The sequence below is a fragment of the Blastomonas sp. CCH9-A1 genome (assembly GCF_001557175.1).
Classification (GTDB): Bacteria; Pseudomonadota; Alphaproteobacteria; order Sphingomonadales; family Sphingomonadaceae; genus Blastomonas; species Blastomonas delafieldii_A.
Window position 1 is genome coordinate 208,623 of the sequence record NZ_LSHM01000030.1, and the last position, 24,774, is coordinate 233,396.

At 65.0% G+C, this 24,774-nt stretch carries 24 protein-coding genes and 1 riboswitch; of the genes, 9 read left to right on the forward strand and 15 right to left on the reverse strand.

Going from position 1 to position 24,774, the window contains the following annotated elements:
* Window positions 1-43: 43 nt before the first annotated feature.
* Both AX725_RS08915 and AX725_RS21265 read right to left on the reverse strand, forming a co-directional pair.
* Complete coding sequence (locus AX725_RS08915; RefSeq protein ID WP_060978834.1) at window positions 44-1,360, reverse strand: dicarboxylate/amino acid:cation symporter; 1,317 nt, start codon at window positions 1,358-1,360, stop codon at window positions 44-46.
* Window positions 1,361-1,483: 123 nt separating this feature from the next.
* The gene (locus tag AX725_RS21265) at window positions 1,484-1,954 is read right to left on the reverse strand and encodes a YqhG/Tai3 family protein (protein WP_066044247.1); all 471 of its coding nucleotides are present in this window, start codon (window positions 1,952-1,954) and stop codon (window positions 1,484-1,486) included.
* Window positions 1,955-1,981: 27 nt separating this feature from the next.
* On the opposite strand from AX725_RS21265, the gene AX725_RS21270 reads away from it, so the two are divergent.
* The gene (locus AX725_RS21270; RefSeq protein WP_156444711.1) at window positions 1,982-2,206 is read left to right on the forward strand and encodes a hypothetical protein; all 225 of its coding nucleotides are present in this window, start codon (window positions 1,982-1,984) and stop codon (window positions 2,204-2,206) included.
* Window positions 2,207-3,086: 880 nt separating this feature from the next.
* Here AX725_RS21270 and AX725_RS08925 read toward each other — a convergent pair.
* The 3 genes from AX725_RS08925 to AX725_RS08935 all read right to left on the reverse strand — a co-directional run bounded on the left by AX725_RS08925 (window position 3,087) and on the right by AX725_RS08935 (window position 5,419).
* A complete protein-coding gene (locus AX725_RS08925; protein WP_060978832.1) occupies window positions 3,087-3,551 on the reverse strand; it encodes a DUF3429 domain-containing protein in 465 nt (154 codons plus the stop codon).
* A gap of 9 nt (window positions 3,552-3,560) precedes the next feature.
* Window positions 3,561-4,778, reverse strand: a complete 1,218-nt coding sequence (locus AX725_RS08930; RefSeq protein ID WP_060978831.1) for an argininosuccinate synthase — start codon at window positions 4,776-4,778, stop codon at window positions 3,561-3,563.
* A 68-nt stretch (window positions 4,779-4,846) separates the two neighbouring features.
* A complete protein-coding gene (locus AX725_RS08935) occupies window positions 4,847-5,419 on the reverse strand; it encodes a TMEM165/GDT1 family protein (RefSeq protein ID WP_060978830.1) in 573 nt (190 codons plus the stop codon).
* Window positions 5,420-5,440: 21 nt separating this feature from the next.
* Window positions 5,441-5,618: riboswitch (yybP-ykoY riboswitch) on the reverse strand.
* A 38-nt stretch (window positions 5,619-5,656) separates the two neighbouring features.
* Between AX725_RS08935 and AX725_RS08940 the strand changes: the two genes are divergently transcribed.
* Both AX725_RS08940 and AX725_RS08945 read left to right on the forward strand, forming a co-directional pair.
* Window positions 5,657-6,103 carry a DUF1801 domain-containing protein gene (locus tag AX725_RS08940; RefSeq protein WP_060978829.1) on the forward strand — a complete coding sequence of 149 codons (447 nt, stop codon included), beginning with the start codon at window positions 5,657-5,659 and terminating at the stop codon, window positions 6,101-6,103.
* A complete protein-coding gene (locus AX725_RS08945; RefSeq protein ID WP_060978828.1) occupies window positions 6,100-6,396 on the forward strand; it encodes a ribbon-helix-helix domain-containing protein in 297 nt (98 codons plus the stop codon). Before AX725_RS08940 ends, AX725_RS08945 begins: the two co-directional genes overlap by 4 nt.
* Before the next feature lie 135 nt (window positions 6,397-6,531).
* On the opposite strand, the gene murA is transcribed toward AX725_RS08945, so the two are convergent.
* Both murA and clpS read right to left on the reverse strand, forming a co-directional pair.
* Window positions 6,532-7,815: a UDP-N-acetylglucosamine 1-carboxyvinyltransferase gene (gene murA / locus AX725_RS08950; RefSeq protein ID WP_060978827.1), complete on the reverse strand. Its 1,284-nt coding sequence runs from the start codon at window positions 7,813-7,815 to the stop codon at window positions 6,532-6,534.
* Between the two features lie 56 nt (window positions 7,816-7,871).
* On the reverse strand, window positions 7,872-8,279 hold the full coding sequence (gene clpS, locus AX725_RS08955) for an ATP-dependent Clp protease adapter ClpS (RefSeq protein ID WP_081096850.1): 408 nt from the start codon (window positions 8,277-8,279) through the stop codon (window positions 7,872-7,874).
* A gap of 147 nt (window positions 8,280-8,426) precedes the next feature.
* Between clpS and obgE the strand changes: the two genes are divergently transcribed.
* From obgE to AX725_RS08970, 3 genes are all read left to right on the forward strand, one after another.
* Window positions 8,427-9,485 carry a GTPase ObgE gene (gene obgE, locus AX725_RS08960; protein WP_060978826.1) on the forward strand — a complete coding sequence of 353 codons (1,059 nt, stop codon included), beginning with the start codon at window positions 8,427-8,429 and terminating at the stop codon, window positions 9,483-9,485.
* 106 nt (window positions 9,486-9,591) lie between these two features.
* Window positions 9,592-10,719: a glutamate 5-kinase gene (gene proB, locus AX725_RS08965; RefSeq protein ID WP_060978825.1), complete on the forward strand. Its 1,128-nt coding sequence runs from the start codon at window positions 9,592-9,594 to the stop codon at window positions 10,717-10,719.
* Window positions 10,716-11,630: an NAD-dependent epimerase/dehydratase family protein gene (locus AX725_RS08970; protein WP_060978824.1), complete on the forward strand. Its 915-nt coding sequence runs from the start codon at window positions 10,716-10,718 to the stop codon at window positions 11,628-11,630. The genes proB and AX725_RS08970 overlap by 4 nt, the downstream gene beginning before the upstream one ends.
* Here the strand turns inward: AX725_RS08970 and AX725_RS08975 are convergent.
* Entirely contained in the window at window positions 11,620-12,207 is a 588-nt protein-coding gene (locus AX725_RS08975) for a Pycsar system effector family protein (RefSeq protein WP_060978837.1), read from the reverse strand. The genes AX725_RS08970 and AX725_RS08975 overlap by 11 nt on opposite strands.
* A 155-nt stretch (window positions 12,208-12,362) precedes the next feature.
* On the opposite strand from AX725_RS08975, the gene AX725_RS08980 reads away from it, so the two are divergent.
* Entirely contained in the window at window positions 12,363-12,602 is a 240-nt protein-coding gene (locus AX725_RS08980; RefSeq protein ID WP_023836291.1) for an acyl carrier protein, read from the forward strand.
* Window positions 12,603-12,649: 47 nt separating this feature from the next.
* The gene (gene spt, locus AX725_RS08985) at window positions 12,650-13,849 is read left to right on the forward strand and encodes a serine palmitoyltransferase (protein WP_066046184.1); all 1,200 of its coding nucleotides are present in this window, start codon (window positions 12,650-12,652) and stop codon (window positions 13,847-13,849) included.
* A gap of 15 nt (window positions 13,850-13,864) precedes the next feature.
* On the opposite strand, the gene AX725_RS08990 is transcribed toward spt, so the two are convergent.
* Together AX725_RS08990 and AX725_RS08995 are read right to left on the reverse strand one after the other, a co-directional pair.
* Entirely contained in the window at window positions 13,865-14,872 is a 1,008-nt protein-coding gene (locus AX725_RS08990; protein WP_060977498.1) for an inorganic phosphate transporter, read from the reverse strand.
* Window positions 14,873-14,887: 15 nt separating this feature from the next.
* Window positions 14,888-16,042, reverse strand: coding sequence for a DUF47 family protein (locus AX725_RS08995; RefSeq protein WP_231725735.1), 1,155 nt, complete (start codon window positions 16,040-16,042; stop codon window positions 14,888-14,890).
* Between the two features lie 162 nt (window positions 16,043-16,204).
* Between AX725_RS08995 and putA the strand changes: the two genes are divergently transcribed.
* Entirely contained in the window at window positions 16,205-19,690 is a 3,486-nt protein-coding gene (putA, locus tag AX725_RS09000; protein ID WP_066114502.1) for a bifunctional proline dehydrogenase/L-glutamate gamma-semialdehyde dehydrogenase PutA, read from the forward strand.
* Between the two features lie 2 nt (window positions 19,691-19,692).
* Here putA and AX725_RS09005 read toward each other — a convergent pair whose 3' ends face one another.
* The 5 genes from AX725_RS09005 to AX725_RS09025 all read right to left on the reverse strand — a co-directional run bounded on the left by AX725_RS09005 (window position 19,693) and on the right by AX725_RS09025 (window position 24,746).
* The gene (locus AX725_RS09005; protein ID WP_060977496.1) at window positions 19,693-20,862 is read right to left on the reverse strand and encodes an acyl-CoA dehydrogenase family protein; all 1,170 of its coding nucleotides are present in this window, start codon (window positions 20,860-20,862) and stop codon (window positions 19,693-19,695) included.
* Window positions 20,863-21,002: 140 nt separating this feature from the next.
* Window positions 21,003-22,169, reverse strand: coding sequence for an acyl-CoA dehydrogenase family protein (locus tag AX725_RS09010; protein ID WP_060977495.1), 1,167 nt, complete (start codon window positions 22,167-22,169; stop codon window positions 21,003-21,005).
* A 135-nt stretch (window positions 22,170-22,304) separates the two neighbouring features.
* Window positions 22,305-23,117 (reverse strand): enoyl-CoA hydratase/isomerase family protein, encoded by an 813-nt coding sequence (locus tag AX725_RS09015; RefSeq protein ID WP_060977494.1) that lies wholly within the window; start codon window positions 23,115-23,117, stop codon window positions 22,305-22,307.
* The gene (locus AX725_RS09020; RefSeq protein WP_067512590.1) at window positions 23,114-24,139 is read right to left on the reverse strand and encodes an NADP-dependent oxidoreductase; all 1,026 of its coding nucleotides are present in this window, start codon (window positions 24,137-24,139) and stop codon (window positions 23,114-23,116) included. The genes AX725_RS09015 and AX725_RS09020 overlap by 4 nt, the downstream gene beginning before the upstream one ends.
* A gap of 100 nt (window positions 24,140-24,239) precedes the next feature.
* The gene (locus tag AX725_RS09025; protein WP_060977500.1) at window positions 24,240-24,746 is read right to left on the reverse strand and encodes a MarR family winged helix-turn-helix transcriptional regulator; all 507 of its coding nucleotides are present in this window, start codon (window positions 24,744-24,746) and stop codon (window positions 24,240-24,242) included.
* Window positions 24,747-24,774 lie beyond the last annotated feature (28 nt).

Below are 24,774 nucleotides of genomic sequence, written 5' to 3' on the forward strand. Positions count from 1 at the left end.
TGAAATTCAAAGGGCCAGCCGTGCACAACGGCTGGCCCTTTTCTTATTCGCCGACAGGGAGATCGAGCCCGCGCTTGCCATGCTCGGGCGTGTCGTGCGGTGCATGGGGAAGCTCCATTTCGGCCGGCTCGGGCACTTCCAGCATGCCTTCCCATTTGGTGATGACGCTGGTGGCGACCGCGTTGCCGACGACGTTGGTTGCTGTGCGGCCCATGTCGAGGAACTGGTCGATGGCGAGGATGATCGCCACGCCTTCGACCGGCAGGCCGAATTGCGCGAGCGTGCCGGTGATGACCACCAGGCTCGCGCGCGGCACGGCGGCGATGCCCTTGGACGAGACCATCAGCGTCAGCAGGATCAGGATTTGCGTGGTGATTGAAAGGTCGATGCCATAAGCCTGCGCGATGAACAATGTCGCAAAGCTCATGTACATCATCGAGCCATCAAGGTTGAAGCTGTAGCCCAAGGGCAGCATGAAGCCCGAGATGCGGCGCGGCACGCCGAACCGGTCGAGCTGTTCGAACATCTTGGGCAGCGCGGCCTCCGACGAGGCGGTCGAGAAGGCGATCAGCAGCGGTTCGCGGATATAGCGGATGAGCTGCCAGATCTTGGCCCGCAGGAAAACCCAGCCCATCGTCAGCAGGATGATCCACAGCAGCACCAGCGAGGCGTAGAACTCGACCAGCAGCTCGAAATAGGTGCCCAGGATCGCAAGCCCGCTGCCTGCTACCACCTTGGCGATCGCGCCGAACACCGCGATGGGTGCAAAGCGCATCACATAGCCGGTGATCTGCAGCATCATCTCGGCCAGCGCTTCGGACCCGCGCACCAGCGCCGCGCCCTTCTCGCCAATGGCCGAAAGCGCCACGCCCGCGAACACAGAAAAGACCAGGATCTGCAGGATGTTGTTGGTCGCGAGTGCCTCGAGCGCGTTCTTGGGGAAGATCGATAGCGTGAACTCCCACGCGTCGAGTTTCTTCACCTCGCCGACCATCTTGGCGGCTTCTGCCGCTTCAGGAATCGGCGCGCCGATGCCCGGCTGGAACAGGTTGACCATCAACAGGCCGAGCCCGATCGAGATGAAGCTGGCTGTGATGAACCAGGTCAGTGCACGCACGCCGATGCGGCCCAAGGCACTGCTGTCCCCCATATGCGCAATGCCGACGACGATGGTCGAGAGCACCAGCGGCGCGACGAGCAGCTTGATGAGGTTGAGGAAGATGTCCGAGAGCAGCTTGAACGTCTTGGTGATATATTCGAACATCGGGCTGTCCGCCGCGACGCCGACATGGACGGCATAACCGACCGCCACGCCGAGCACCATGCCGGCGAAAATATACCAGGTAAGCTTGCGATCCATGGTCCTGCCCTTTTGTCCCTTGAGCGTGTCCTACCGGGCCATGGGAAATGCGCAACCCCCGTGCGGGGAGGCACATGGTGGTCTTGAGATCGGCGGGGGGGCCGCAAGGCAATTCGGACTGGCCTATTTCAGCTCCCTGCGCAGCTTGGCAGCAAAACTGGGCGTAGTCGGCGTGACGATGTCGCTGACGAACCAGCTGCCCTTGATCAACACCAGATCGACCGAATAGCGCTTCGGGCCGCCGTTGCGCATCTGCACGGTGACGCGCGCGCCAGCGTCGCCCTTGGCCACGACGGTGCTGCTGAGGAGCTTGTAATCGCTTCCGGTATCCTGACAGTCGCAAAACGGAACGGTGTCGATGACGCAGATGCCGCCCCCGGCTTCCGCACAGGCATCGTCCTTGGCGATCAGCGCCTTGAGCGCGGGCGCATAACGCGCCGACCGATAGTCGAAATCGCCGGGCAGCTTGGCATAGATGCCTTCGACATAGCGCTTGGCGGCGGCGAGTTCCGCCGGAGTGGCCGCACTGGCGGGCATGGCGGGTGCCACGAGCATCACGGCCGTTGCAGCCGCTGCGAACATCTTTCCTGTCATCGATCCCCCTTCCGATGCGCCTCGCCCATGGCGTTCAACCGCGCGTTTCAAGGCACCCAGCCTATTGCCATCGCCCGTCCGCATCAAGCGCCGCATCGCAGTCTGCACGGCGCACACGCAAAACGGGGGCCGACATTGCTGTCGGCCCCCACTGCGCCTGATCTGGCTTTCCGGATCGTTGATCCGATGCCCGTGAAAGCGGTTTCCCGCCTCAAGATGGTCTGTCTGCCGCGCCGCGAGCGGTGGGGCTGACATGTCCGTTCCAGGCTGTCGATGGTTGCACGCCCGCATCGCTGCTTGCGTGCCGCCTGCGATCCCGATCACCCTTTCCGGCGTCCGGCTTCGCGCGAGGCTTGGGTCGATTGGCCCGAGGGCCCCTGGTCCGAAGACCTTCGCCCCAAGTCCGCGCTCTGCCTGACACCCCCGGCTTGCGCCATCCGGTTCAGATCATCCGGCCCCAGCAACACCACTCCGAAAAGCCGTGCGCGTTAACCGAATGTCCTGAGCCTTAAGGCCCTGCCCTGAGGCATCGCACCGGCGGACCGCTCCATCCAGGTCTTGCGACCCGCATCTTGCCTGCCTGCCGATCATCGTCCGTCCATCCGAACCTTTTCAGACCGCCCCTTGCACTCCCTAGCACTGCTGCTCCGGAACCCTTGGGGCCATCCCTTCCGGCCTGTGCATAACACCGGCCTTCCATCCGCACCGCTCACTGCTGCCAGCTTCCGGTCCGGGCGGTCTCTCCAGCTCTCAAACCTGCGCTCTACATCGCTGTATTCGCTTGGTTTTTCAGACTTTCAGTCCGCTTTCCGTCTGTCCTTCCGACCTCTTGAAGGTGTCACGAGACCCGAGTCGCGACCAGCAAAATTGCATGAGTTATCCACAGCCAGCGCGGCTTCGCTGTGGATAAAATGGTGGATAGCAATGGATTAAAGTGTGCCGACACGAATGTTTCATTGGGGCGTAACAAAGGCGTTTCGGCAAGCACCACCCTCACGACGATTCGCGTTCCCCTCCCTGGCCAGGGAGGGGTTAGGGGTGGGTCGTTTGCGCCGATCGTAGCGTAATCTCGCGGACCCACCCCCTGCCCCTCCCTTTCAGGGAGGGGAGTCAGCAGCGCAATTCGCAACGGTCAGAAAATCGGGATCGCCCCCATCGGCACCACGGCGAGGACGACCAGGCAGGCAACAACGATTCCCGTCACCCGGCTGCGCATCGTGCCATAGGCCGCATCGGTCGCTCCTGCGCGCACTGCCTGCTTGTCGAGCCACCACAGCACACCGAAGCCCAAAGCGAACAGCAGCGCCGCCTCGTTGAACGGCACGAACCAGAGCGCAGCGCAGGTGCCCAGCACCACTGCATTGCTGGCGAGGAACAGATTGGGCGTCACCCGCTCGGGTGCGACCACCTGGATGCCCCAGAGCGTGCCTGCCATGAACATCAGTATGGTGAACGCCCAATAGCAGGTCAGGTTCGCCGCATTGACGTCGCCAAAACCGACGACATGGCTCACCGCGCCCGCGATGAACGGCAGCGCGCCCGAATAGGTCAGGCCCTGCACCAGCAGGCGGTTGTTTTCCGCTCCGCGCGCCGCCACCTGTCGCCCTCAGCCCTGACGGCGGCCCAGCAGCCGCAGCCGCAGCGCGTTGAGCTTGATGAAGCCTTCCGCATCCTTCTGGTCATAGGCGCCCGCATCGTCCTCGAACGTCACCACCTTTTCGCTGTACAGCGAATAAGGCGACCTGCGGCCCACGACCCACGCATTGCCCTTGTACAGCTTCAGCCGCACCGTGCCGGTAACATGGCTCTGGCTATGGTCGATCGCCGCCTGCAGCATCTCGCGCTCGGGGCTGAACCACAGGCCGTTATAGATCAGCTCGGCATAGCGCGGCGCGAGCTCGTCCTTGAGGTGCGCCGCGCCGCGATCGAGCGTCAGTTGCTCGATCCCGCGATGCGCGATGTGATAGATCGTGCCGCCAGGCGTCTCGTACATACCGCGCGACTTCATGCCCACGAAACGGTTCTCGACCAGATCGAGCCGCCCGATGCCGTGCGTCTTGCCGAGATCGTTGAGCTTGGCAAGCAGCGTCGCGGGGCTCATCCCCTCACCGTTCAGCGCGACGCCGTCGCCGCGTTCGAAATCGATGGTGATATATTCCGGCGTATCCGGCCCCTCTTCGGGATGGTTGGTGCGCGAATAGACATAATCGGGCACTTCATCCCAAGGATCTTCCAGCACCTTGCCCTCGGACGAGGTGTGCAAGAGGTTGGCGTCGGTGGAGAACGGCGCTTCGCCGCGCTTGTCCTTGGCGACCGGGATCTGGTGCGCCTCGGCGAACTCGATCAGCTTCGTGCGGCTGGTCAGGTCCCATTCGCGCCAGGGGGCGATGACCTTCACATCGGGCTCGAGCGCGTAATAGCCGAGCTCGAACCGCACCTGATCGTTGCCTTTGCCGGTCGCGCCATGGCTGACCGCGTCGGCACCGACCATTTTCGCGATCTCGATCTGCCGCTTGGCGATCAGCGGCCGCGCGATCGAGGTGCCGAGCAAATAGGTGCCCTCGTACAGCGCATTGGCGCGCATCATCGGGAACACGTAATCGCGCACGAATTCCTCGCGCAGATCGTCGATGAAGATGTGCTCCGGCTTCACGCCCATCATCTGCGCCTTGGCGCGCGCGGGCTCCAGCTCCTCGCCCTGGCCGAGATCGGCGGTGAAGGTCACCACCTCGCAATCATAGGTCTGCTGCAGCCATTTCAGGATGACGCTGGTATCCAGACCGCCCGAAAAGGCCAGAACGACGCGCTTGACACCTTGAGCCATGAAGCCACTTTCCTGCTGAACGAGATTGCGCGCCGCCTAACAGCGCGGGGGCATGGGGGCAAGGGTCATCACACCCAGCCGGCGGTCTGTGCGGCGATCCACAGGCCCAGCCCCGCAAACATCAGCGCCGCGCCGATCTGCAGCGCGCGGATCGGCAAAATCCGCTCGATCCTGTGACCCAGCAGCACGGCGGGGACATTGGCGATCATCATGCCCAAAGTGGTTCCGGCGGTGACCGCGACGACATTCTGGTAATGCGCGCCCATGGCAACGGTGGCGATCTGTGTCTTGTCGCCCATCTCGACCAGGAAGAACGCGACCAGCGTGGTGACGAACACGCCCGCCCCGCGCCTTTTGGGCTCGTCATTCTCGTCGAATTTATCGGGGATCAGCGCCCACAGGCCCATCACGATGAACCCGCCGGCAATGGCGAAGCGGAAGGCGGGGCTGTCGAGCAAACCGGCGACCTGCTGCCCCACCAGCGCCGCAAGAAAATGGTTGGCAAGCGTTGCGGCGAAGATGCCGGCGATGATCGGCACCGGCTTGCGCATGCGCGCAGCGAGCAGGATCGCAAGAAGCTGGGTCTTGTCGCCCATTTCGGCGAGCGCGACCAGCGACAGCGAGGCAAGAAAGGCTTCCATCCGACGAGACTTTCAGGGCCGGGCAGCAAGTGGACACAATGGCACCATCGCCCCTGCCCGGCCGGACAATGGGTTCAGGTGTCATCGGTCTTGCCGGAAGCCGGATCCCAAGGACCCGGAAACCCTTGCGCCATGGCCTCTCGGCCAAGTGTGTTGACGCACGGACCGGCATGGCGCCGGTTGGCTACTCCCCATCAGACGTGCTAGCCTTTAGGCGGTCAGCAAGGGGGATGCAAGATGGCTGAGGCGCAGAACAAGACCGTGGCCACCAACGCGGATGTGGCGGCCTATGTCGCGGCGCTCGAGCCCGAGCGGCGGCGCGAGGAAGCAAGTGCGCTGGTCGCGCTGTACGAGCGCATCACCGGCGAACCCGCGAAAATGTGGGGGCCGAGCATGATCGGCTTCGGCTCCTATGATTACACCTATGATAGCGGCCGTAGCGACACCGCGATGCGCTCGGGCTTCGCACCGCGCAAGGGCAAGCACAGCATCTACCTGATGTGCGGCACTTGCGACGATGCCGCCGCGCGGCAGCAGCAAGCGCTGCTCGGCCGGCTCGGCAAGCACAAGATGGAAAAATCGTGCCTGTACATCAGCCGGCTCGATCAGGTGGACATGGATGTGCTCGAGGAGATCATCGCGAACAATGTCGCCGAAATGAACCGGCTCTACCCGCCTGCATGACGATCCCGCCCGAAGATCTGTTCCACGGCCCGGTCAAGCGCAGCATCCAGATCGCCGGGCACATGACCTCGATCAGCCTGGAGCCGCTATTCTGGGATCTGCTCAAGGCCGCCGCCGAAGCGCGCGGCCTGCCGCTCAACGCCCTCGTCGCGCAGATCGATGTCGAGCGGATCGCGGTGGAGGAGCCGCCCAATCTGGCGAGTGCGATAAGGCTTTGGCTGGTCAGGGATGTGATAGAGGCGCGCGGTGGCGCTGCGGATAGTCAAGCCGCACAACAGGACTCCCCTCCCTGACCAGGGGGGGGAACGCGCGAATTGATCGGTTGGTGCTCAGCGCTTTACGTTCTCCGGCGAAAGCCGCAGCCCAGGAGCCGGATTGTGCCATCTCGCCCTGGATTCCGGCTTTCGCCGGAAAACGTGGCGCGATGATCAATCCCCGCCGACGCGTTCGATATCGGCGCCCACCGCCTGCAGCTTCTCTTCCAGCCGCTCATAGCCGCGGTCGAGATGGTACACCCGGTTAACCTCGGTCTCGCCCTCGGCCGCGAGCCCAGCGATGATCAGGCTCATCGAGGCGCGCAGGTCGGTCGCCATGACGGGCGCGCCAACCATGCGTTCGACGCCGTGCACCACCGCGGTGCGCCCCTTGACCTCGATATGCGCCCCCATGCGGTTCAGTTCGGGCACGTGCATGTAGCGGTTCTCGAAGATCGTCTCGGTCAGCACGCTTGCACCCTCGGCGAGGCACAGCATCGCCATGAACTGCGCCTGCATGTCGGTGGCAAAGCCGGGGAATGGCGCGGTCGACAGGGTCAGCGCCTGCAGCTTGCCATTGGGACGCACCGCGATGCCGTCGGCGATTTCCTCGCAGTGCACGCCCGCCTGGCGCAGCGCGGCAATGGTCGCCTCCATCTCGTCGAGCTTCGCGCCGATCAGGTCCAGCGCGCTGCCGGTGATCGCGGCGGCACAGGCATAGCTGCCCGCCTCGATGCGATCGGCCATCACCCGATAGGTCGCACCGTGCAGCCGGTCCTTGCCATGGATGACCAGGGTCGATCCGCCGATGCCCTCGATATTCGCGCCCATCGCAACGAGCAGGTTGCACAGATCGACAATCTCCGGCTCGCGCGCGGCGTTGCGCAGCGTCGACGTTCCCTTGGCCAGAACGGCGGCCATCAGCGCATTCTCGGTCGCGCCGACCGAGACCACGGGGAAGCCGAAATCGCCGCCAGGCAACCCGCCCTTGGGCGCCCGCGCGGTAACATAGCCTGCGGTGATCTCGATCTCCGCGCCGAGAGCCTCGAGCGCCTTGAGGTGCAGGTCGATCGGGCGGTTGCCGATCGCGCAGCCGCCGGGCAGCGAGACGGTCGCCTCGCCCGCGCGCGCGAGCAGCGGGCCCAGCACCAGGATCGAGGCGCGCATCTTGCGCACGATGTCATAGGGCGCGACCGTGGAGGTCACCCGGCCCGCGCGCAGCGTCATCACGCGGCCGAAATCCTCGGGCCGCGCGCCTTCGATCATCGTCGAGACGCCGAGCTGGTTGAGCAGATGCCCGAAGCTGTCGACATCGGCGAGCCGCGGCAGGTTGCGCAGCGTCAGCGGCTCATCGGTCAGCAGCGCACACGGCAGCAGCGTCAGCGCGCTGTTCTTGGCTCCGGAAATCGGAATACGGCCCGAGAGCGGCTTGCCGCCGCGAATGATGATCTTGTCCATCGCCGCTGTTTAGCGGCTGCACGGGCTGGTGCAAGAGGGCGCCAAGGCCCGAAAGGTCAAACCTTCTCGAGCGTGCACTGCAGCGGGTGCTGGTTCTGCCGGGCGAAGTCCATCACCTGATTGACCTTGGTCTCGGCGACCTCGTAAGTGAAGATCCCGCACACCCCGACGCCCTTCTGGTGGACGTGGAGCATGACGCGGGTCGCCTCGTCCATGTTCATGCTGAAGAAGCGCTTGAGCACGAGTACCACGAATTCCATCGGGGTATAGTCGTCGTTCAGCATCAGCACCTTGTACTGGCTGGGCTTTTTCGACTTGGCGCGGGTCTTGACCGCAATGCCGATATCGGGCGGACCGTCATCGTCTTCGCGATCGGGCCCGGCGCGCACGACCAGGCCTGCATCGCCTGCCACGATGGCAGCGAGGCGTCGGGGAGACGCTGAACGGATTGTCGTGCTGTGCATAGGTCGTCTCGAATATCGTATTTCTGAGGCCTCAGGCAAGGGGCTGCGCGCAAAATGCGACGCGCTGCCCCGTCATCCTGACGCAGCCATCTAGCGCCGATTCGGTTACTCTGGCGTTTCGCACCGCTTTCCGTTAGGGGCGCGGCCATGCATTTTCTCGATCAAGCCAAGATTTTCATTCGTTCCGGTGCGGGCGGACAGGGCGCAGTGTCCTTTCGCCGCGAAAAATATGTCGAATATGGCGGCCCCGATGGCGGCAATGGCGGCAAGGGCGGCGACATCATCTTCGAAGCGGTCAGCGGTCTCAATACGCTGATCGACTTTCGCTATACCCAGCATTTCAAGGCGAAGCGCGGCACCGGCGGCATGGGCCGCAACCGCACCGGCGCGGGCGGCGATGATCTGATCATCAAGGTGCCGGTGGGCACACAGATCCTGTCCGAAGACAAGGAAGACGTGCTCGCCGACTTCACCCATGCCGGCCAGCGCATCACGCTGCTGCGCGGCGGCGATGGCGGGCGCGGCAACCTGAGCTACGCCACCAGCACCAACCGCGCGCCGCGCCAGCACGGGCCGGGCTGGCCGGGCGAGGAAATGTGGGTGTGGCTGCGGCTGAAGCTGATGGCCGATGCGGGGCTGGTCGGCCTGCCCAATGCGGGCAAGTCCACCTTCATCAACCAGGTGACCAACGCCCATGCCAAGGTGGGCGATTACCCATTCACGACGCTGCGCCCGCAACTGGGCGTGGTGCGCCACCGCAACCGCGAATTCGTGCTCGCCGATATTCCCGGCCTGATCGAGGGCGCGGCGGAAGGCGCAGGCATTGGCGATCGGTTCCTCGGCCATATCGAGCGCTGCCAGGTGCTGATCCATCTGATCGACGCCAATGGCGACGATCCAGTCGAGGCGATGCGCATCGTCGATGGCGAGCTGGAAAATTACGGCGCTGGGCTGGACGAGAAGCCGAAGCTGGTCGCGCTCAACAAGGGCGACCTGCTCGACGACGAACTGATGCAGCATTTCGCCAGCGAGCTGATTGCGGAGGGGGCGGACCGGGTGTTCCCGATCTCGGGTGCGACCGGCAAGGGCATCGAGCAGCTGTTCGATGCGCTGCTTGAATATTTGCCGCATGTGACCGCGACCGAACAGCCCGAAGGGGTGGACCCGGATCGCGATGACGAGCCGGGCACATGGTCGCCGGTTTGAATTTGACGAGTTAAGCCGTTCTCCGTCGAAAGCCGGAGTCTAGGGGCGAGATAGCATTGCGTTCGCTCTGGATTCCGGCTTTCGCCGGAAAACAAGGAAGAGACCGATGAACGCCCCCGCACCCCTCTCCCCCACGCAATGCCCAGTCCTCGTCGTCAAGGTCGGCTCGGCGCTGCTCGTCGCGCCCGAGGGCAAGGTGCGGCGCGAATGGCTCGCTTCGCTGGTCGCGGATATTGCCGCGCGGATCAAGGCCGGCCAGCGCATCGTCATCGTCTCCTCGGGCGCGATCGCGCTCGGCGCGCGGCGGCTCGGGTTGCCCAAGGGCGGCCGCGCGAGCCTCGAGGATGCACAGGCCGCCGCCGCGACCGGTCAGATTGCATTGAGCCAGTGCTGGGCCGAACTGCTCGGCGCACACGGCATCACCGCCGCGCAGATGCTGGTGACATTGGATGACCTCGAGGATCGCCGGCGCTTCCTCAACGCCTCGGCGACGCTGCGTCGCCTGATCGCGCTCGATGTCGTTCCGGTGATCAACGAGAACGATTCGGTCGCGACCGAGGAGATCCGCTTCGGCGACAACGACCGGCTCGCCGCGCGCATCGCGCAGGCGGCGGGCGCGGGTGGCGTGGTGCTGCTCTCCGATGTCGACGGGCTCTATACCGCCAATCCGAAGAGCGACCCCGATGCGCGGCTGATTGAAAACGTCGCGCGGATCGATGCGCGGATCCGGTCGATGGCCGATGGCGGCTCGGCTTCGGGCATGGGATCGGGCGGCATGCTGTCGAAGCTTGAAGCCGCGCGGATCGCGACCAGCGCGGGCGCGCATCTCGCCATCGCCAATGGCACGCACGAACACCCTCTGAAGCGGCTCGACGAGACCGGGCGCTGCACCGTGTTCACCGCCGGCAAGCAGGGCAAGGGCCGCAAGCTGTGGCTGGCCGGACGGATGACCGCGCGCGGAAGGATTACGGTCGATGCCGGCGCCGTTTCCGCGCTCGCCAAGGGATCGAGCCTGTTGCCAGCGGGCGCAACCGCCATCGAAGGCAAGTTCGCGCGCGGCGACGTGATCGAGATCGTGACGGCGAGCGGCGAAGTGATCGCACGCGGCCTCAGCGAATATGACGCCAGCGATGCTGCGCGCATCATCGGCCTGCGCAGCGATGGTATTGCCGAGATACTGGGCTATGCACCGCGCAGCGCACTTGTCCATCGCGACCAGATGGTGCTGCTGTGAGCGTGATCGCGATGACCGGCGGCACCGGCTTTGTCGGCGGCGCGACCATCGATCAGGCGCTTGCCGCAGGACACAGCGTTCGCGCGCTCGCCCGCAAGCCGCAACGCGAACGCGAAGGCGTCACCTGGGTGCGAGGCGCGCTCGACGATCCGGCCAGCCTTGCGCAGCTCTGCGAAGGCGCGGATGTCGCGCTGCATATCGCAGGTGTGGTCAACGCGCCCGATCGGGCAGGCTTCATCGCGGGCAACATTACCGGGACCGAGAACGTGCTCGCCGCGGCAAAAGCGGCGGGCGTCGATCGCTTCGTTCATGTCTCGTCGCTGGCAGCGCGCGAGCGCGCCCTGTCCAACTATTGCTGGTCCAAGGCCGAGGCCGAGGACCGCGTCACCGCCTCCGGCCTAGACTGGATCATGGTGCGCCCGCCTGCCGTCTATGGCCCGGGCGATACCGAGATGCTCGACCTGTTCCGCATGGCGGCAAAAGGCTTGGTCATGCTGCCGCCGAGCGGGCGCATGTCGGTGATCCATGTCGCCGATCTGGCCGCCTTGCTGGTGCGGCTCGCGGGCGGCGCGGGCGATGTGCACGCGATCTACGAGGCCGATGACGGAACCCCGCAGGGCTGGAGCCATGAGGGCTTTGCCGATGCGCTGGGCCGCGCGGTGGGGCGCAAGGTGCGCACCGCGCGCGCGCCGAAGCCGGCCCTGTTCATGGCAGCGCGCGCCGACCGGCTGCTGCGCGGCAAGAAAGCCAAGCTGACACCCGATCGTGCGCGCTATATCGCGCATAGCGACTGGACATCCGATCCGCTGCGTCGCCCGCCGCGCGATCTGTGGCAACCGGAAGTAGCGACGCCGAAAGGGCTGGCCGAAACCGCGCGCTGGTATCGCGCCAACGGGTGGCTCAAACGCTGATGAGCGGGTGCCCGAGAGCCATTTCGACGACGAACAGCGCAAAGGTGATGCTGAGACCAATCAGGAACAGCCGATAGGCAAGGCCCAGATAGCGGTATTTTTTGTGCTGCAGCACCATGCCGTTCTGGTGCACGTCGCGCAGCATGGTGCGGAAGATCGTCTCGTCCATGTGCAGCTGGTCGATCACCAGATCGGCGAAATCATCCTCGGTCATCTGCGAGAAATTGCCGAAAAACATGAAATTGGTCGCCCCGGGCGGCACGTCGGCCTTCGGCTTGGGCGTGCCGCGCACGGAGGGCAGGATCGCGAACACCGCGCACATGGCCGACAGGAAGGCGAACAGCGCCAGCACCATCAGCGGCAGGCTGACATTGCCGCCGCGCGCCTGGCCGACTGCGATGGTGAACACCACGAACGTCGCACCCATCAGGATGCTCGCCTTCTGATCGGCCATCTGGCTCAGGGACAGGTTGGTCTGCACCGAGGTACGGATGAGGTGAATCGCGTGCGGAGAGAAGGTGTGCGGCGTCTGCGGCCAGGGGCTCGGGATCGCCGGACGGCTCGCATCGACTCGCATTTTCACCCCACCCTCTTCCATGACAGATTGATGACACAGCCGCACTGCGCTTGACAAGCGCCCCTGCACTGCCCTTCTGGCTGCAACAAGCTGCCGCGATTGTGCCGCATTCGCGGGGCATGGGCAGAGACAACCGTTACGGATGAAAGCACGACATGACCGACACCGCCATTTATGACCGGATTGCTGCGCAGATCGAACCCTTCAACAAGAAGGGCGTCGCGCTGACCGAGAGCACCACCTTCGCCTCCGATCTGGAATGGGACAGCCTCACCGTCATGGATTTCGTCGCGGCGATCGAGGACGAGTTCGATATCATCATCACCATGAACATGCAGGCCGAGATCGAGACCGTCGGCCAGCTGGTCGCCGCGGTCGAGAAGCTCACCGCCTGACCCCGCGCTATCGTGCGCACCTTCCCCAACCGTGTAGAGACCCCCGAATGACCGACCTGTTTTCCAAGTTCGACGCCCTGATCGGCGAGCGCGAGGCGCTGCTTTCCACCGGCGTGCGCGATCCCTTCTCGCTGGTGATGGAATCGGTCAAATCGCCCACGGTCGCGATGTGCAACGGCAAGGAGACGATCCTGCTGGGCACCTACAACTATATGGGCATGACCTTTGACGACGACGTGCTCGAAGCCGGCAAGCAGGCGCTCGACAGTTTCGGATCGGGCACCACCGGCAGCCGCGTGCTCAATGGCACCTATGCCGGACACCGCGAGTGCGAGGAAGCGCTGAAGGAATTCTATGGAATGGACCATGCGATGGTCTTTTCCACCGGCTACCAGGCCAATCTGGGCATCATCTCGACCATGGCGGGCAAGGACGATTACATCATCCTCGACATCGACAGCCATGCCTCGATCTATGACGGCTGCGCGCTGGGCAACGCGCAGATCGTCGCCTTCCGCCACAATGATGTCGAAGCACTGGAAAAGCGGCTGAAGCGCCTGCCCCCCGAAGCGGGCAAGCTGGTCGTTCTCGAAGGCGTCTATTCGATGCTGGGCGACATCGCCCCACTCAAGGAGATGGTCGCGGTATCCAAGGCCGCCGGCGCCATGGTGCTGGTCGACGAGGCGCATTCGATGGGCTTTATCGGCGAACATGGCCGGGGCGTTGCGGAAGCTGCGGGCGTGATCGACGATGTCGATTTCATCATCGGCACGTTCAGCAAGTCGGTCGGCACGGTCGGCGGTTTCTGCGTGTCGAACCACCCCAAGTTCGAGGTGCTGCGCCTCGTCTGCCGCCCCTATGTCTTCACCGCCAGCCTGCCGCCCAGCGTCGTCGCGACTGCCGCGACCAGCATCCGCAAGCTCATGCACGCAGGCAACAAGCGCGCGCATCTTTGGGAGAACAGCAAGCGCCTGCACCAGGGCCTGCGCGATCTCGGCTTCTCGCTGGGTACGCCTGAGGCGCAGAGCGGCATCATCGCGGTGATCATGCCCGACATGCTCAAGGGCGCACAGATGTGGGAGGCGCTGCTCGAACGCGGCCTTTACGTCAACCTCGCCCGCCCGCCCGCAACCCCTGCCGGCATGACACTGCTGCGCTGCTCGCTCTGCGCCGAGCATTCAAGCGAGCAGGTCACGCAAATCCTTGGTATCTTCGAGGCAGCGGGCAAGGATGTCGGGATCATCTGATCCCGGCGGTACCGATTAGCCCCAGATCGTCGTCAGCCAGTAGAACAGCGCGCCGACCGCAGCCGAAGCCGGAATGGTGATCAGCCAGGCGATGACCACCCGCCCGGCGACGCCCCAACGCACCGCCGAGGCGCGCCGTGCCGCCCCCACGCCAACGACGCAGCCGGTGATCGTGTGCGTGGTCGAGACCGGAATGCCGAACGCCGTCGCGGCGAACAGCATCACCGATCCGCCCGACGAGGCGCAGAAACCCTGCTGGTGCGACAGCTTGGTAATGCGCGTGCCCATGGTCTCGATGATTTTCCACCCGCCCGACAGCGTGCCAAGTGCGATGGCGATGTAGCAGCTCAGCACCACCCATTCGGGCACCGCGAACTCGCCCTCCAGCATGCCCTGCGAATAGAGCAGCACCGTGATGATCCCCATCGTCTTCTGCGCGTCGTTCGCGCCATGGCCGAGCGAATAGGCGGCGGACGAGACCAGGTGCAGCTTCTTGAACACGCCCTCGGCCCGCTTGGCGGTGGCGCGCAGGAAAATCCAGGAGGTGAGCACCACCAGCAGGATCGACAGGATCATGCCGATCGTTGGCGACAGCACGATCGCCGAGGCGGTCTTGAGCACCCCCGACCAGACGATGCCGTCAAGCCCGGCGCGCATCACCCCTGCGCCGATCAGCCCGCCGACCAGGGCATGGCTCGACGAGGACGGGATGCCCTTCCACCAGGTGACGACGTTCCAGAACATCGCCCCGACCAGCGCGCCGAAGATCACCTGCGGGTTGACGATATCGGCATCGATAATGCCCTTGCCGATCGTCTCGGCGACCTTGAGCCCGAAGATCCAATAGGCCGCGAAATTGAAGAACGCCGCGAACAGCACCGCGTGCACGGGCTTGAGCAGCCGGGTCGACACCACGGTCGCGATCGAATTGGCCGCATCGTGCAGGCCATTGAGAAAGTCGAACGCCAGCGCGAGCGCGATCAGCGCGATCAGCAGCGGCATGGCAATGATGGTGGTTTCCATGGGGTGCGGCGCGCGTCAGGCGTGGTCGATGACGAGACCGTCGATCTCGTTGGCAACATCCTCGAACCGGTCGACCACGCGCTCCAGATGCATGAACAGCTCGCGCCCGACGGTGAACTGGATGGGGCTCGCCGCGCCATGTTCCTTGAACAATGCCTTCAGCCCGCGCGCATGGATCTCGTCGGCATGGCCTTCCATGATGACGAGGCGTTCGGTCAGTTCGTGCAGCCGCTGCGCGTTCTTGTTGACGCTGCGCAGCAGCGGCAGCGCCTCGACCGTGATCCGCGCGCAATCGACGATGATCGCGGCGATATCCTTCATCTCCTGCTTGAACTCGGTCACCTCGTAGAGGTCGATCGCGCCTGCGGTCTTCTGCATCTCGTCGATGGCATCGTCCATCGCGCCGATCAGGCTGGTAATCGCGCTGCGGTCGAACGGGGTGAGGAAGGTGCGGCGCACGGTCTGCAGCACCTCACGGGTGATCTGGTCGGCCTCATGCTCGCGCTCGACCAGCTCCTGCACGTGATCCGCCATGCCCGGCCCGCCGTTGAGCAGCCGCGCCAGCGCGTTGGAACCGGATAGCAGCGTCAGCGCATGCGCCTCGAACAGCTCGAAGAAATTGCCCTGCTTGGGCAGAAGGGCCTGGACCCAAGAAAAAACCGCCATTTTCGGTGAAGCCTTTTGCGTATCTGGAAGAAAACCGCCCTTGGCGATGCGACGGTCGGCGTCGCTGGCGCGGAAGCGGCGGATCAGTTCAGCGAGCTCGGGCTCATCCACCATCTGCGCGGCTTCTTCCAGCGAGAACCATTGCCGGTCGCGCTGGTCCTGCTCTTCCCATTCGTCCATCACGTCGGTCACCGAGAAGGGGAACACCTCGACCGTCACATTGAGCATCGCGCCGTTCTTGCGCTTCTTGCGATAGCGATAGCTGCCGAGCGGCGTCGGGCAGGCCGCACCGCGAACCCCCGCCTCTTCTTCCGCCTCGTGCGCGGCGGCGGCGTGCGGTTGCAGCCCTTCGATCATGTTGCCCTTGGGCAGCACCCAGCGCCGCGTCTCGCGCGAGGTGACGAGCAGGATCGTCACCGGCGCGTTCACATCGTCACGCGCCGTGCGATACGGCAATGCAGCTATCTGGCGAATGGCGTGTCCCCTGTCACAAAACCGCCGCATATCTGTAACAATTGCCGGTGCAAAGCGATTTCTGCCCGTTTTGGCGGCGTTCCATGCGGCTACCCACCGCTTTGTGACGCATGGCGCCTTGCAAGGCTTCAATTGCCCGCAAATATCTGTAAGGGGCAGCGCCATGGTCCTCCCCGGAAAAGGCCGACACCCATGACCGAATTGCTTGCGCTGCGCGATGCCGTGCGCGCTCACCATCGTGCCGATGAAGGCGCGGTGCTCGATTATCTGATGGCGAACTACGCCCCCTCGCCCGAGCTGCGTGCGCGCATCCGTGCGCGCGCGGTGCGCGTGGTCGAGGATGTCCGCGCCGCCTCGGGCCCGACGCTGATGGAAAGCTTCCTCGGCACCTATGGCCTGTCGAGCGACGAGGGCCTCGCGCTGATGACGCTGGCCGAGGCGCTGCTGCGCGTACCCGATGCCGAGACCATCGACGACCTCATCGAGGACAAGATCAGCCCTGCCAACTGGCGCGAGCATTTCGGCAAGTCGGAAAACACTTTGGTCAATGCCAGCACCTTTGCGCTTTCCATGACGCAGTCGGTGCTCGAAGGCCCGTCGAGCAAGGGGCCGCTCGATGCGCTGCGCGGTGCGATCAAGCGGCTGGGCGAGCCCGTCATCCGCGCTGCCGTGCGCCGCGCGATGAAGGAGCTGGGCAACCAGTTCGTGCTAGGCGAGGACATGGACGAGGCGCTCAAGCGCTCGCGCAAATGGGCGGCGGAAGGCGCGACCTTCAGCTATGACATGCTCGGCGAGGCCGCGCTCACCTTCCCCGATGCCGACCGCTATTTCGCATCGTACATGAACGCGATCCGCGCGATCGCCGATGCCGCCAAGACCGACGACATGCGGACCAATCCGGGCTTGTCGATCAAGCTCTCCGCGCTCTACCCGCGCTACGAGATGAGCAAGGCAGACGAATGCGTCCCCGCGCTCGCCGACCGGGTGCTCGAACTCGCCCGCGCCGCGCGCGATGCGAAGATCGGGCTCAATATCGATGCCGAGGAAGCCTATCGCCTGGGCATGTCGCTCGACATCATCAAGCTGGTGATGAACGATCCCACGCTCGCGGGCTGGGATGGCCTGGGCGTTGTCGTCCAGGCCTTCGGGCGTCGTGCCAGCTTCGTCATCGACTGGCTGTACAAGCTAGCGAAATCGCTCGACCGCAAGATCATGGTGCGGCTGGTCAAGGGTGCCTATTGGGACAGCGAGATCAAGCGCGCGCAGGTCGATGGCGTGCCCGATTTTCCGGTGTTCACCAGCAAGGCCGCGACCGACATATCCTATATTTGCTGCGCCGCGCAGCTGCTGCGGCTCACCGACCGCATCTATCCGCAATTCGCCACGCACAATGCGCACAGCGTCGCGGCGATCCTGGAGATGGCCGGCAACCGCGACGATTTCGAGTTCCAGCGCCTCCACGGCATGGGTGAACCGCTGCACCATGCGCTGCTGCGCAACGAAAAGGTCCGCTCGCGCATCTATGCACCGGTCGGGCGCCACCGCGAACTGCTCGCCTATCTGGTGCGCCGCCTGCTGGAGAACGGCGCGAATAGCTCGTTCGTCAACCAGCTCGCCAACCATGCCGTGCCCGCCGAGGCGATCGCTGCCGACCCGTTCGAGCAGCTCGAGGCGGCGCGCGCCGAGGCCGATGCGAAGATCATCCGCCCCGCCGCGATCTATGCCCCGTCGCGCGTCAATTCGCGCGGCTGGGACCTCGCCAACCGCGCGGACCTCAATGAATTCCTCGAATCGCGCGGGGCGTTTGCCGACCATCAGTGGCAGGCCGCCCCGATCCTCGCGGTCGAAGCGGGTTCGGGCACAGCACCGCGCGAGGTGTTCAGCCCCGCCCAGACCGACCGGCAGGTGGGCACCGTCACCGATGCCGGCGAAGCCGAGGCCAGGGCCGCGATCGCCGCCGCGCGCATCTGGGACACGCCGGTGGCCGAACGTGCCGCAGCGCTGACCCGCGCTGCCGATCTGTTCGAAGCGAACCATGGCGAGATTTTCGCGCTGCTCGCGCGCGAGGCAGGCAAGTGCGCACCCGACGCCATTGCCGAATTGCGCGAGGCGGTCGATTTCCTGCGCTATTATGCCGCCGAGGCGCTCGCCGCGCCCGCATCGAGCCCACGCGGAATCATCACCTGCATCTCGCCCTGGAATTTCCCGCTGGCGATCTTCACGGGGCAGATTGCCGCCGCGCTCGCCATGGGCAATGCCGTGCTGGCAAAACCGGCGGAACAATCGCCGCTAATCGCACATCTCGCCACGCGGTTGCTGCACGAGGCGGGCGTTCCCGTCACCGCGCTTCAGCTGCTGCCGGGACCGGGCCGGGTGGTCGGCGCGGTGCTGACCAGCGATCCGGCGATCGCCGGCACCTGCTTCACCGGATCGACTGCGACCGCGCAGACGATCAACCGCGCCATGGCCGAAGGCTGCGCCCCCGATGCGATGCTGATCGCCGAGACCGGCGGCCTCAACGCGATGATCGTCGATTCGACCGCTTTGCCCGAACAGGCGGTGCGCGATATCGTCGCCTCGGCCTTCCAGTCGGCGGGCCAGCGCTGCTCAGCCCTGCGCATGCTTTACGTGCAGCACGATATTGCCGATTCGCTGAAGGAAATGCTGTTTGGCGCGATGGATGCGCTGACGCTCGGCGATCCGTGGTGGCTGGCCAATGATGTCGGCCCGGTGATCGACCAGTCGGCGCGCGAGAAGATCGCCGCGCATATCGAGGCGGCGCGGCGCGACGGCCGGTTGCTGAAGCAGCTCGATGCGCCCGAGACCGGCTGGTTCGTAGGCCCCGCCGCGATCGCGGTGAACGGCATCGAGGATCTGGCCGAGGAAATCTTTGGGCCCGTGCTGCACATCGCGACCTTCGAGGCGGGCGAGATCGACGCGCTGGTCGAGCGGATCAACGCGCGCGGCTATGGCCTGACCTTCGGGCTGCAGACGCGCATCGATGCCCGTGTCGACGCGATCACCGCACGCATCCATGCGGGCAACATGTACGTCAACCGCAACCAGATCGGCGCGGTCGTGGGCGCGCAGCCCTTTGGCGGCGAAGGGCTTTCGGGCACCGGCCCCAAGGCGGGCGGGCCGCGCTATCTGCCGCGCTTTGCTGATGCCGAAGGACCGCAGATCGACCTGCCGCCGCTGACGCGGATCGCAGGCCAGGCCGAGGTCGAGGCGGCGCTCGCTGCGCTGCCGCGCGTCACTGAGCTGCCCCTCGACACGCAGACCATGCCGGGGCCGACGGGCGAATCGAACGTGCTATCGACCTTCGCGCGCGGGCGGGTGCTGTGCCTCGGGCCGAGCGTCGAGGCGGCAACGCAGCAGGCGGAAATCGCGCGCGGCGAGGGCTGTGCGGCGCTGATCGTGGTGCAGGGCGCCAAGGGGCCGCATGCGATCGACGGCTTTATCGAGCGCCCCGATCTGCAGCGCATCCAGGGCTTCGACGCGGTCGCCATCTGGAGCACCAGCGAAGACCAGCGCGCGATCCGCAAGGCGCTGGCCGCGCGCGAGGGTGCCATCCTGCCGCTGCTGACCGAGGCCGGTTTCGCGCCGCGCTGCGTGCACGAACGCCATGTCTGCATCGATACGACCGCGGCAGGCGGGAACGTCTCGCTGCTGGCCTGAGGTCAGAGCATCGCGAGGTCGGTCGGCAGTCCCATCGCGACGCGGCCGACCAGCTCGTACACGCTGCTCGCGGTGGCGATATGCTGGGTCGCGACATGCGCGTCGCGAAAGCGGCGCTGCAGGTTGCTGGTCATATACACCGCGCTGCCGCCGCCGATCGTGAACGCGGTCTTCGCCACCTCGGCTGAAGTCTCGGTGGCATAGGTCGCGGCAAGGCGCAGCAGCGCGCGCTCCTCGGGCGAGAGCTCGCCGCGCGCGGTCGCGCCGTGCCAGCAGGCTTCGACGCATTCGCGCAGATAGGCCTCGGCCCCGCCGAGCTTCGCCTGTGCGCGCATCAGTTCGGTCTGCACGACGCCGCGTTCGGCGAGGCTGCGCTGCCCCCCTTGCGGCTTCTTGGCCTTGGCGAGCGCCTCGATCTCGTCGAGCGCGCCCGCCGCATTGCCCAGAGCGACCGACGCGACGCCAAGCGCCAGCAGGCCAAAGATCGGGAACTGATACAGCGCACCCGGCTCGACCGGCTTGTCCGCGATCAGCGACACGCTGCGCTCCTTGGGCACGATAATGTCCTTCACCGCGAAATCGCCCGAGCCGGTGCCCTTCATCCCCATGACATGCCAGGTATCGAGCAGTTCGGCCTGCTCTGCCGGGAAGATCATCATCCGGTGATAGGGTGCGCCATTGTCGAAGCGCTGCAGTTCGCCGTCCTTGAAGATCATCGCGCCGCCCGACAGCCAATCGCAATTGGCGCTGCCCGATCCCCATTGCCAGCGGCCCGAGACGACATAATGATCGCCCCTGTCATCCGCGCGGCCCATCGGCGCGAACACGCCGCCGGTGATCGAATGCGGGTCGGCATAAATCTCCTTCGCCACATCGTGCGCGAGATAGGCCGCGTTGAGCGCGGTGGTCGATCCGATCATCGCGCACCAGCCCGCGCTGGCTTCCGCGCGCGCGATGGCGTGCAGCACCGCGACCATCTCCATCGGCGTCAGCTCCAGCCCCTGCAGGCTCTTGGGGCGCAGGATGTTGAACGCACCGGCCTTCGCCATCGACTGCGCAATATCGGCAGGAAGATGCCGCGTCTGCTCGATCTCGTCCGCGCGCGAGGCGATGCCCGGCAGCAGCATGGCGATGGCATGGCCCAGCGGCTCTATGCTTTCAAGTGGTTGCATCTCGTTCCTTCGCCCTTCCCTAACCGTCATCCTGAACTTGTTTCAGGATCCATTTTGCGATGTCTCTCCATCTTTGCCTGGAGGCACAATGGACCCTGAAACAAGTTCAGGGTGACGAGAAAACCTCCGTCGCGCTTCGCCTATAACCGCATCAGGCTCGCCAGATTGTTGCGCTGCATGTCGCTCGATCCGCCGACGATCGGCATGCCCAGCAGGTCGCGGACATGGCGCTCCATCTCATAGGCATCGCTGAGCGCGTACGACCCCATCACCTGCTGGCAAGTCAGTGCGATCTCCACCCCGGTATCGGCGACGAACAGCTTGGCCATGCTGGTCTCCACCGAACAGGGCCGTCCTTCGTTGGCCAGCCACGCGGCGTGATACAGCAGATGCCGCGCGGCCTGCCATTTGGTCTTCGCGGTGACCAGCTTGTTCCGGATCGCCTGATGCTGGCTGATCGGCTTGCCGAACTGCACCCGCTCCTGCGCATAGGCCCAGGCCTCGTCGATCGCGGCGCGCGCGATGCCGAGCGCGACGGCGGAAATCTCGAGCTTCTCGACATCGAGCGCGCGGCCCGCGAGCAGCTTCCAGCCCTGGTTCCACATCGCCTCGCCGCCGACGATGGCGCTCACGGGCAGCCGCACATTGTCGAAATACACGTCCTGGCTGTGCGTGTAGCGCAGATTGACGTGCTCGATGTCCTGCATCGTCACGCCGGGCGCTTTCGTCGGCACCAGCACGAACGAGAGGTTGCGATAGCGCTCTTCCACCGGGCCGGAACGCACGAGGCAATAGATGTAATCGGCCCAGTCTGCGCCGGTGCACCAGCGCTTGGCACCGTTGATGACGATCTCGTCACCCTCGCGCACCGCGCGCGTCGCGACGCTCGCCAGGTCGCCGCCGACATTGGGTTCGGACAGGCCATAGGCGAAGAACATTTCACCCTTGGCCAGACGTGGCAGGAACTCGGCCTTCTGCTCGGGCGAACCGTTTTCGCTCAGGTTCATTCCGCCATAGAAGCTGGTATGGATGAACGGCCCCGCGAGGCACGGCCCGGCGGTCGCCAGCTCCTCGATCACCGCGATGGCGGCGACCAGATCCTGCCCTGCCCCGCCATGTTCCTCGGGCACTGTAAGTGCCGTAAGCCCCAGTTCGTTGAGTTTCGCATAGACATCGCGCGGCCATTCCGCCGCCCTGTCCCAGGCCTGCCGCGCCTCGCGCGGGGCATGATCGGCGATGAACCGCTGGATCGTGGTGCGCAGGGCGCTGACGTGCTCGGGCTCGTCGGTGAAGCTCTGGAGGGTCATGCTTGCCTCTCCCCCCTTCCGTCATCCTGAATTTGTTTCAGGATCCATCGTGCCCTGAAAGCCGAAGGTGCGTGGGGATAAATGGACCCTGAAACAAGTTCAGGGTGACGACATATGGGCGCTTGGATTATCATCTCACTCCCCCGTCAGCTTGGGGCTGCGCTTCTCGGCCATCGCCGCCACCGCCTCGCGCCGATCGCCCAGATAATTGCTCACGCTCTCCCAGCCGATCGCAGCGTCCATCATCTGTGCGGCGAGTGCGCGCAGCGGGATGTTGGTCACGCTCTTGGTCCAGCGCACGGCCCATTTGGGGTTGCCCTGCAGCTTGGCGATGATCTCAGCGAGCTTCGCATCAAGCTGATTGCCCGGCACTGCATGGTTGATCAGGCCCAGGTCCTTTGCTTCGGCGGCGCTCAGCATGTCGCCGGTCATCAGCAGTTCCTTGGCCTTGGCATAGCCGATCAGCTGCGGCCAGATCAGCGCGCCGCCATCGCCCGCGACCAGCCCGACCTTGACATGCGGATCGCCGATCACCGCCTTTTCGTCGGCCACGATGATGTCGCAGAGCAGCGCGATCGTCGCGCCCAGCCCCGCCGCCGCGCCGTTCAGGCGGCACAAGATCGGCTTTTCCATCTCGAGCAGGCTGGAGACGATGCGCTTGGCGTCCCAGGCGATCGCGCGGAAGCTCGCCGGATCGTCGATCTGCTGCTGGAACCACTGAAAATCGCCGCCCGCGCAGAACGCCCTGCCCTTCGCGGCCAGCACGATGATGTCGCTCCCGCTATCGCGTTGCAGATCGGTGAACACCCGCGCCAGTTCGTCGTGCATCGGGCCGTCGACGCCGTTGACGGGATGGTCCGAGGTGATGAACGCTCTCAGCACGCGGCCATCGCGCTCGAAGGTGAAGCGCGTGTAGCTCTGGTCCTCGATGCGGAATTCGTGGCTCATCCGATATCTCCCAAACGCACCAGCCGCCGCCCGAAGCTGGCGCCGGTGAACAGCCCGCAAAACGCCTCCGGCATGGCCTCGAGCCCGTCATACAGCTCCTCGCGATAGACCAACTTTGCATCGCGGATCATCTGCCCCATCGCGGCCTGCGCCTCGGCAAATTGCGGAATGTCATCGAACACCAGGATGCCGCGCATCGTCAGCCTTTTAGCGATCATCTCGCCGGTATTGGTGATGCCGACACGCTCGCCCTGCGGGACATTGTAATCGGCGACCTGGCCCGACATCACGATCCGGCCATGCAGCCGCATCAAGGGCAGCACCGTGTCGATCATCGCATTGCCGACATTGTCGAAGAAGATGTCCACCCCCTTGTGACAGGCCGCCGCAATCGCCGCGCCGAGATCGTCCACGGCTTTGTAATCGATCGCTGCATCGAAGCCGCAAGCCTCGACCAGCCAGTCGCACTTGGCCTTGCCGCCCGCGATGCCGGTCACGCTCGCCGCCCCCAAGGCCTTGGCGAGCTGCCCCGCCGTCGCGCCCACCACGCCCGCTGCCGAGCTGATCAGAACATGCGCGCCTTCGCGAAATTCGCCGACGCGTTTCATGCCGAACCAGCTGGTCATGCCTGGAATGCCCAGCACGCCGAGCCACAGGGTGCGCGGCAGGCCGTTGTCGGCAATCGGCATCACATAGCCGCGCCCGTTGCCGATCGAGTGCGTTGTCCAGCCGCCGCTGCCCGTCACCCAGGTGCCGACAGGAAAGCGATCATTGCGGCTTTCGGTCACCATACCGACCATGAACCCATCCATCGTGCCGCCCGGCGGGATCGGCGGGGCATAGCTCGCGCCGGTGGCGTGCAGCCGCGACCGCACCCCGGGATCGACCGAGGCAATGCGATGTTCGATCAGGAATTGCTGGTCCTCGAGCGCGGGAACCTCCCGCTCGACAATCGCGAAGTCATGCGGCTGCGGCAGCCCGTCGATCGGTGCCTTGAGCACCACGCTGCGCATCGTCGCCATGACCTCTTCCCGCTCCTGTCCTGTTATCGTTAGGCACTTGATTGCATAACCGATACCATTAGCAAAGCAGAAATGCTGACATTGCTGTCAGTGCGGACCATCAGCCGGGGCGGCGATCGTTCCCAAGCTCCGCCAGCAGCGCGCGATCGGCATCGGGCACCAGTCCTTCGAGCACGCGCCAGAAGCCGGTGACCGATTCCTGCCCCGCACGCCGATAGGCCTGGGCAAGACGGCTGCGCAGCGCATCGAACAGCTCGGCCTCGAGCGCCGCGCCCGCCGGGGTGAGCCGCAGCAGCTTCTGCCGCCGGTCGGTCTCGCCGCTGCGCGTCTCGATAAGGTCGCGACGCTGCAACTCGGTCAGCACCCGGCCCAGCGACTGCTTGGTAATGGCGAGCGCGCGCAGCAGCTGGCTCACCGTCAGATCGGGATTGCGCGCGATGAAATAGAGCGCGCGGTGATGCGCGCGGCCAAGACCCTGCACCGCGAGCTGGTCATCGATCGATTTGGTCAGCCGCGTATAGCCGAAGAACAAGAGCTCCACGCCGTGGCGGATTTCATCCTCGCGCAGGAAAAGCGCGGAAGCCGAGGGGGAAGATGGGACAGGCATGTTGACCTTGATTGCCAGCGAGATTAGG

Excerpts from the sequence above, each read along its gene's own strand:
- AX725_RS08945 (WP_060978828.1), top strand. The coding sequence starts at position 6,100 with ATGACGATCCCGCCCGAAGATCTGTTCCACGGCCCGGTCAAGCGCAGC.
- AX725_RS08915 (WP_060978834.1), bottom strand. The coding sequence starts at position 1,360 with ATGGATCGCAAGCTTACCTGGTATATTTTCGCCGGCATGGTGCTCGGC.
- AX725_RS08940 (WP_060978829.1), top strand. The coding sequence starts at position 5,657 with ATGGCTGAGGCGCAGAACAAGACCGTGGCCACCAACGCGGATGTGGCG.
- putA (WP_066114502.1), top strand. The coding sequence starts at position 16,205 with ATGACCGAATTGCTTGCGCTGCGCGATGCCGTGCGCGCTCACCATCGT.
- AX725_RS08935 (WP_060978830.1), bottom strand. The coding sequence starts at position 5,419 with ATGGAAGCCTTTCTTGCCTCGCTGTCGCTGGTCGCGCTCGCCGAAATG.
- AX725_RS21265 (WP_066044247.1), bottom strand. The coding sequence starts at position 1,954 with ATGACAGGAAAGATGTTCGCAGCGGCTGCAACGGCCGTGATGCTCGTG.
- AX725_RS08995 (WP_231725735.1), bottom strand. The coding sequence starts at position 16,042 with ATGCGGCGGTTTTGTGACAGGGGACACGCCATTCGCCAGATAGCTGCA.
- proB (WP_060978825.1), top strand. The coding sequence starts at position 9,592 with ATGAACGCCCCCGCACCCCTCTCCCCCACGCAATGCCCAGTCCTCGTC.
- clpS (WP_081096850.1), bottom strand. The coding sequence starts at position 8,279 with ATGCACAGCACGACAATCCGTTCAGCGTCTCCCCGACGCCTCGCTGCC.
- obgE (WP_060978826.1), top strand. The coding sequence starts at position 8,427 with ATGCATTTTCTCGATCAAGCCAAGATTTTCATTCGTTCCGGTGCGGGC.
- AX725_RS08975 (WP_060978837.1), bottom strand. The coding sequence starts at position 12,207 with ATGCGAGTCGATGCGAGCCGTCCGGCGATCCCGAGCCCCTGGCCGCAG.
- AX725_RS21270 (WP_156444711.1), top strand. The coding sequence starts at position 1,982 with ATGGCGTTCAACCGCGCGTTTCAAGGCACCCAGCCTATTGCCATCGCC.
- AX725_RS08980 (WP_023836291.1), top strand. The coding sequence starts at position 12,363 with ATGACCGACACCGCCATTTATGACCGGATTGCTGCGCAGATCGAACCC.
- AX725_RS09020 (WP_067512590.1), bottom strand. The coding sequence starts at position 24,139 with ATGGCGACGATGCGCAGCGTGGTGCTCAAGGCACCGATCGACGGGCTG.
- spt (WP_066046184.1), top strand. The coding sequence starts at position 12,650 with ATGACCGACCTGTTTTCCAAGTTCGACGCCCTGATCGGCGAGCGCGAG.
- AX725_RS08930 (WP_060978831.1), bottom strand. The coding sequence starts at position 4,778 with ATGGCTCAAGGTGTCAAGCGCGTCGTTCTGGCCTTTTCGGGCGGTCTG.
- AX725_RS08990 (WP_060977498.1), bottom strand. The coding sequence starts at position 14,872 with ATGGAAACCACCATCATTGCCATGCCGCTGCTGATCGCGCTGATCGCG.
- AX725_RS09005 (WP_060977496.1), bottom strand. The coding sequence starts at position 20,862 with ATGCAACCACTTGAAAGCATAGAGCCGCTGGGCCATGCCATCGCCATG.
- AX725_RS09010 (WP_060977495.1), bottom strand. The coding sequence starts at position 22,169 with ATGACCCTCCAGAGCTTCACCGACGAGCCCGAGCACGTCAGCGCCCTG.
- AX725_RS09015 (WP_060977494.1), bottom strand. The coding sequence starts at position 23,117 with ATGAGCCACGAATTCCGCATCGAGGACCAGAGCTACACGCGCTTCACC.
- AX725_RS09025 (WP_060977500.1), bottom strand. The coding sequence starts at position 24,746 with ATGCCTGTCCCATCTTCCCCCTCGGCTTCCGCGCTTTTCCTGCGCGAG.
- murA (WP_060978827.1), bottom strand. The coding sequence starts at position 7,815 with ATGGACAAGATCATCATTCGCGGCGGCAAGCCGCTCTCGGGCCGTATT.